Raw genomic sequence first — 6,000 nt, forward strand, 5'->3', positions numbered from 1 at the left:
GACACTTTTCCCTTACAGGTTAGAACTGGCATGAACGGGATCCCTGCCTGGGCTGGAGATGCTGCCGCCCTGAGTCTATTGGTTATGCAAGTGCCGATGCTGGCGGTGCTGCTGGCGCGGCTGCTGCCCTCTTTGCGGCGCCCTTCCCCTCTGCCTCCCGGTCAGCCTGGGATCCCTTTGCAGCCGGGCTTGGTCAGCGTGTTGTTGCCCACCCTCAACGAAGCGGAACGCATCAATCCCTGCCTGGAAGGATTACACCAACAGAGCTCCGTCCTGCGGGAGGTGCTGGTGGTGGACAGCCGCTCTCAAGATGGCACCCCCGAAAAAGTGCTGCAGATGGCCAAGCGGGATCCGCGCTTCCGTCTGGTAACCGACGATCCCCTCCCCGGCGGATGGGTGGGCCGCCCCTGGGCTTTGCACTACGGATTTCTCCAGTCGGATCCGGCCTCTGAGTGGATCCTGGGCATTGATGCCGATACCCGTCCCCAGCCAGGCTTGGTGGAGCGCCTGCTGGAAACCGCCCAGGCCCAAAGGCTCGACCTGATCACCCTGGCACCGCAGTTTATCTTGCAGCACTGGGGGGAAGGCTGGCTGCAACCGGCTCTTTTGGTGACCCTGATCTATCGCTATGGGGCAGCCGGAGACAGGGCTACCCTGCCAGAACGGACGATGGCCAATGGGCAATGTATGCTAGTGCGCCGGTCGGTGCTGGAAGCCATGAACGGCTACACGCTGGCGCGGGCCTCCTTCTGTGACGATGTCACCTTGGTGCGGCAGATTGCGGCAGCCGGCTTTAAAGTAGCTTTTTACGACGGTCGGCACCTGCTCAAGGTGCGCATGTACACTTCTTTTGGCGAAACTTGGCGAGAGTGGGGCCGATCCCTCGATTTGAAAGATGCCACCCCTGTGGCCCAGTTGTGGGGGGATATAGCTCTCCTCGTCCTCACCCAAGGGATCCCTGGGCTGGCGGCGGTGGGTTTACTGGGCATGATCGGCTTAGGGCTTTCCCTCTCCCTGACGGAGCAATTGCTGTTGGGGCTGAACTTGGGGTTGCTTGCCCTACGGTTGGGTGTGCTCGTGGGGATTCGCGGCTCCTATCAAGACCCCCCCTGGACGTTTTGGATCTCTCCGCTGGCGGATCCCTTGGCAGTCTTGCGGGTGATCCTGTCTGCTCTCAGCCGACCCCGGTCTTGGCGAGGGCGCACCTACTGGGGAAATGGGGGGATATCAACAGATAGTCAACAATAGTCGGTTGCCGCATCAGGATCCAACCCCAGTTCCCGCAACTTTGCCGCTAGGCGTCGTTGCTCCGAGCGGGCTTGTTCGAGAGCTGCCTCTGCCGCCTCGGCCCGTTGCCGTTCCTGTTCAGCCCGCTGCCGCTCCTGTTCGGCCCGCTGCCGCTCCTGCTCTATATGTTCACTCCCCCACAGCAGCAAACTCCCATCGGCAGTCCACCACCGCAACCAGTTGGCTTTGGTCTCGGCTTTTTGTCCCCGCCACACCCCCAAAAACAAGCCAATCTCCGGGATCCAGTAGCGACGGTTTTCATCCGCCGATACAGGGGTATAGCGGCCATTCTCCAGGCGGTAGACATCCAGCTCACCGGTTTTGGGATGAAAGATTACATAGACAGGCACCTGCAAAATGCGCTCGTAGAAATACCATTTTCCATAGGGATAGTGGGGATTGATGGAGTACTCGCCGCCCTCGGTTTCGGAGATGAATTCCATCACAATCGCCGGGGGATCCCCTTCTAGGTGGGGGGTATAGCTGCGGCGGATCTCTCCTTCGGGAATCGGCTGTACTGCGGGCACATAAACCCAGTCGGGGGCTTTCACCACCACCTTGTCCCCGACAGTGCTGCAAAGGCCAAAGTTGGAGGCGATCAAAGCCTGGGCAGGGATCATCTGAGCGAGTTCCAATGCCTCACGCAGAGCAGCAGCCAAAAGGGGCTGTAAGGTGCTTTCCACAGGCTCATCCGGCAAGGGAAAGTCTTCCGGCAGTTTTTCCCATCGAATGGGAGGTAGGGGCGGGGTGAGCCGAACAGGAGAGAGGGTCATGGCTTAGGATACTCATGGTGATAAGGTACATGAATGCCTTTTGAATAACTCAAAGCACTTGCTGATATCAACCCCAGGCAATTCCACAAGGCTGTTGCAGGCTAGGACGGATTCAGTCATCTCGACTGCCAATCCATACGGTTGAGATATGCTTGGGGGCAATGAGCAAGTTTTTCGGCGTCTTCCTTGGATTCAGCAAGAGAGCGTATGCCAGAGCCTGAACCCTCTTCTGCCCACATTCTGGTGATCGAAGATGAAGCTAAGCTGGCTCGTTTTGTGGAAACGGAGCTGACCTGTGAGGGATATCGAGTCAGCGTAGCCAGCGATGGCATGGCCGGGTTGAGGGCAGCCTGCGACCAAAACCCCGACTTGGTGCTGTTGGACTGGATGTTGCCCGGCATCTCAGGTTTGGAAATTTGTCGGCGACTGCGCTCAACGGGCAACCGCGTGCCGGTGGTGTTGATGACCGCCAGAGATGAGGTGTCGGATCGAGCAGCGGGGTTGGATGCCGGGGCGGATGATTACGTGGTCAAACCCTTCAGCATTCAGGAGCTGCTGTCTCGGATACGGATCTATTTGCGGCAGCCAAGGCGATCCCGCGATGGCCAGTTGGTGTTCATGGATCTGATTCTGGATCCCGTAACGCGGGAGGTCACTCGGGGAGAGCGGCAAGTGGAGTTAACAGCCAAAGAATACGACCTGCTGCGCTACTTGATGGAACACCCTCGACAGGTGCTCACCCGCCAGCAGATTTTGGAGCATGTGTGGGGGCTGGACTACATGGGCGACTCCAACATCATCGAGGTCTACATTCGCTATTTGCGCCTCAAGATCGAAGGCCAAGGGGAAAAGCGCCTCATCCAGACCGTGCGTGGGGTGGGCTACGTGCTGCGGGAGTAGGGGTATGGGGATCCAAAACCCCCCAGTGGAATCTTGCCTGTGAGGTTAGTTGAATTGAGGGATTTTGGGGTGCAGAGCGTGTTGTTGATGAACCTATGGAGTGCAGGGCTGTTGGGTCTCACCTTCAGCTCACCTGGAGAATTTGTCTTCCGTTTTCCCCCTGGCACCCCGCTGGTGGGAGGGCTGGGCCTACGCTGGTATGGCCTATTGATGGCAGTGGCCGTGTTGGTCGGCTTGATCTTGACCAAAGCACTGGCCGAATCCCGTCATTTGGAGAAAGAACCCGGCAAAGCCGGCGAACGGGTGGAGCTACTGGCCCTGTGGCTGGTGGTGTCTGGGTTTCTGGGGGCCAGACTCTACTACGTCATCACCCATTGGTCAGAGTTCAGAGACAACCCCCTCTCGGCCTTCGCCATTTGGCAGGGGGGCCTCATCATCCATGGCGGGGTGCTGGCCGGTGCTCTGGCTCTCTACTTCTATTGCCGCGCCACCGGGATCCACGGCTGGAAGTATGCCGATGTTCTCACCCCTGGGTTAATTTTGGGCCAAGCCATTGGGCGCTGGGGCAACTTTTTCAATTCCGAGGCCTATGGTGCCCCTATTCCCCCGGACAGCCCTTGGCCGCTGCGGGTGTACATTCCTCCCCAAGCTCGCGAGCCGGAATACAGCCAGTTTGAGTTTTTCCACCCGATCTTTTTCTACGAGAGCATCCTCAATCTGGCCCTGTTTGCTCTGTTGATGGGGATGTTCTGGCGATTCCCCAAGCTTAAAGATGGCACTTGGGTTTGGACGTATGTGGTCGGCTACAGCTTGATTCGCATCCCTTACGAAATCTTGCGCGTGTCGGCGGTGGCCTATCTGCCGGGAACTTCCATCAAAGCCGCCTATGTAGCCAGTGGCTTGGGCTTGGTGATCGGGATCGGCATGCTGATCTACATGTACCGGCTGCGCTTCGACCCCGATTTGGAACAACTGGCAACGTGGTTATCGGAGCAAGCGGGATTGGCGCCAGAAGCAGCCCAAAACCTTCTGGAACGGGCTTGGGCCATTCAACAGAGACACCGCCGCGCCGACCTGTTGGATCGTGTCACCCTGGCCATGCCCCACTTTCCCAGCACCCTTGCCCCTCACCTGTCCCTTGGCCAACGGGAGCTGCTGATGCGGCAACTGTTTTGTCGCCTGGAAGGCAGGGATCCCTCTGAGGAAGGGCTGGCCCAGGCCAGCTAGCGGCTGAGGCTATCAGGCTGGATAGGAGCATTCCCTCACCCCCAACGAGAGGGCGGAGCCAGGAAGCAAAACCTCTAGTCCAACAGGCCTCGAGTCAGCAAACCCACTCCCCCTCCCGCCAACACCAACAGCCAAGTGGGCTGGCGAAAGCGCATCAAGGCAATGAAGGCAGCTACCCCGATCCCCAAAGCCACCAGCGAAGCGGGAGTTGTTTCTTGCAGCAGCGCATTTTGGGCCAAGGGCACTGTAGCCGCGGCAACCGCCCCCAGCGCAGTTGGGGTGATGGCTTGCAGGGATCCCTTTACCCAAGCATTGCGCCGTATGCGCAGTAAAACCGGAGCTGCCAGCAAAATAAAGGCAAAAGAAGGGGCAAAGATCGCCACCGTCGCCGTCAGCGCCCCCAACACCCCTGCCACTTTGTAGCCGATAAAGGCTGCTGTCAGCACCACCGGGCCAGGAGTCAATTGCCCAATGGCCACCCCATCCAAGAACTCTGCCGGCGTCAACCAGCGCAACTGATCCACCACCTCGTCGGCGATGAAGGGGATGATCACCAGCCCTCCCCCGAAGATGGCGCCGCCTACTTTCAGGAAAAACAAGGTCAAAGGCCAGAAATAGGCACCAATCCGCTCCAGACCCCAAAAGCTGCTCAGGATAAGGGTTTCCGGTGGAACCGTGGCCACTACCGTCTGGGCCAACGTCAATACTGGCCAAGGGAGTAAAATCGGGATCCCCGATAGTGGGCCTTTTTTGGGCCCATACAGCAGCAGCCCCACCAGAGCCGCCAGCCCGAACAGCAACAGGATATTCACCCCCCCAATCAGCAGCAGGGCAAAGGCCGCCACCGCGATCAGCCCCCGGCTCCAATCCTTCACAGCTTTACGGCCCAGTTTCCAGCAAAAGGCCAGGATAATGGCGATCACCACCGGGGCCACCCCAAAAAACATCCCCTCTAGCTGCGGCACCCCCTGAAAGCGAAAGTAAAGCCAAGAAAAAATCACCTCGATCACAAAAGCAGGGGCAATGAAGCAAATCCCCGCCAGCACCGCCCCCAACCAGCCTGCCCGCACATAGCCGACATAGATCCCCATCTGGGTAGAAGCTGGCCCTGGCAACATTTCACATAGGCCCACCCCTTCGGTAAATTGTTCCTGGCTCATCCAGCCCCGCCGGATCACCGCCTCATCGTGTTGCATGGCGATGTGGGCTTGGGGGCCGCCGAAACCCAGGGATCCCAGCCGCAGGAATACCACGGCAATCTCTTTCAGGCGCGTTGAAAGGGAGGGCAAGTTGTCGGGGGCGTTTTCCGGCCTGGGGAACTGACCGGGAGCAGACTCAGAAGACATGGGCAAAGCCCGGCAAGACAACCCCGCCTATCCTGCCATCTGTCCGGGATCCCTTCAAGAGGACAACACTCGCCCGTTTATCCTTTCACCCAAACTGCCCCCTCAGGTCTTCAGGCTTCGCAACCACTCTTCCAGAGCGCGGATCGGCGCGGGATCCCGGTAGACGCGATCTTGACGTGCTTTCACCTGCTGGCCCATTTGCTCTCGCCACTCTGGATCCAAGCCCAACTGACTGGCAATCTGGACGTATTCATCGAGGGTGTGGGCGATGGTATCCAGGATCCCCATCTGCTGCAGGATGGCGTAGGTGTGGCGGCCCCGCAGCAGGGATCCGGGCAAGGTGACGATGGGCAGGCCGTGGGGCAGGGCTTCCAGGGTGGTGTTGCCCCCTGACCAGCCGAGGCTATCCAGGTAAATATCCCCCAGGGCATTGTAGGCCGCATATTCTGCGGGGGAGAGTTCTGGTA

At 59.0% G+C, this 6,000-nt stretch carries 5 protein-coding genes and 1 pseudogene; 3 read left to right on the top strand and 3 right to left on the bottom strand.

The annotated features are described in order from the left end of the window. Positions 1 to 30: 30 nt before the first annotated feature. Positions 31 to 1,248 (top strand): glycosyltransferase family 2 protein, encoded by a 1,218-nt coding sequence (locus NW838_RS04710; RefSeq protein WP_414357529.1) that lies wholly within the window; start codon positions 31 to 33, stop codon positions 1,246 to 1,248. On the opposite strand, the gene NW838_RS04715 is transcribed toward NW838_RS04710, so the two are convergent. Then, complete coding sequence (locus NW838_RS04715; RefSeq protein ID WP_414357528.1) at positions 1,239 to 2,060, bottom strand: Uma2 family endonuclease; 822 nt, start codon at positions 2,058 to 2,060, stop codon at positions 1,239 to 1,241. The two genes, NW838_RS04710 and NW838_RS04715, sit on opposite strands and share 10 nt — an antisense overlap. Before the next feature lie 207 nt (positions 2,061 to 2,267). Here NW838_RS04715 and NW838_RS04720 point away from each other — a divergent pair, with 207 nt between their 5' ends. Together NW838_RS04720 and lgt are read left to right on the top strand one after the other, a co-directional pair. Further along, positions 2,268 to 2,960: a response regulator transcription factor gene (locus NW838_RS04720; RefSeq protein ID WP_414373777.1), complete on the top strand. Its 693-nt coding sequence runs from the start codon at positions 2,268 to 2,270 to the stop codon at positions 2,958 to 2,960. 87 nt (positions 2,961 to 3,047) lie between these two features. Next, positions 3,048 to 4,187 (top strand): prolipoprotein diacylglyceryl transferase, encoded by a 1,140-nt coding sequence (gene lgt, locus NW838_RS04725; protein ID WP_414427591.1) that lies wholly within the window; start codon positions 3,048 to 3,050, stop codon positions 4,185 to 4,187. Between the two features lie 74 nt (positions 4,188 to 4,261). Here the strand turns inward: lgt and chrA are convergent, their stop codons facing one another. Both chrA and NW838_RS04735 read right to left on the bottom strand, forming a co-directional pair. Next, positions 4,262 to 5,533 (bottom strand): chromate efflux transporter, encoded by a 1,272-nt coding sequence (chrA, locus tag NW838_RS04730; protein WP_414356790.1) that lies wholly within the window; start codon positions 5,531 to 5,533, stop codon positions 4,262 to 4,264. A 102-nt stretch (positions 5,534 to 5,635) separates the two neighbouring features. Beyond that, a pseudogene (locus NW838_RS04735) lies at positions 5,636 to 6,000 on the bottom strand (glycosyltransferase); the annotation flags it as partial.

This window comes from Synechococcus sp. R55.2, from assembly GCF_047462075.1.
Lineage (GTDB): Bacteria > Cyanobacteriota > Cyanobacteriia > Thermostichales > Thermostichaceae > Thermostichus.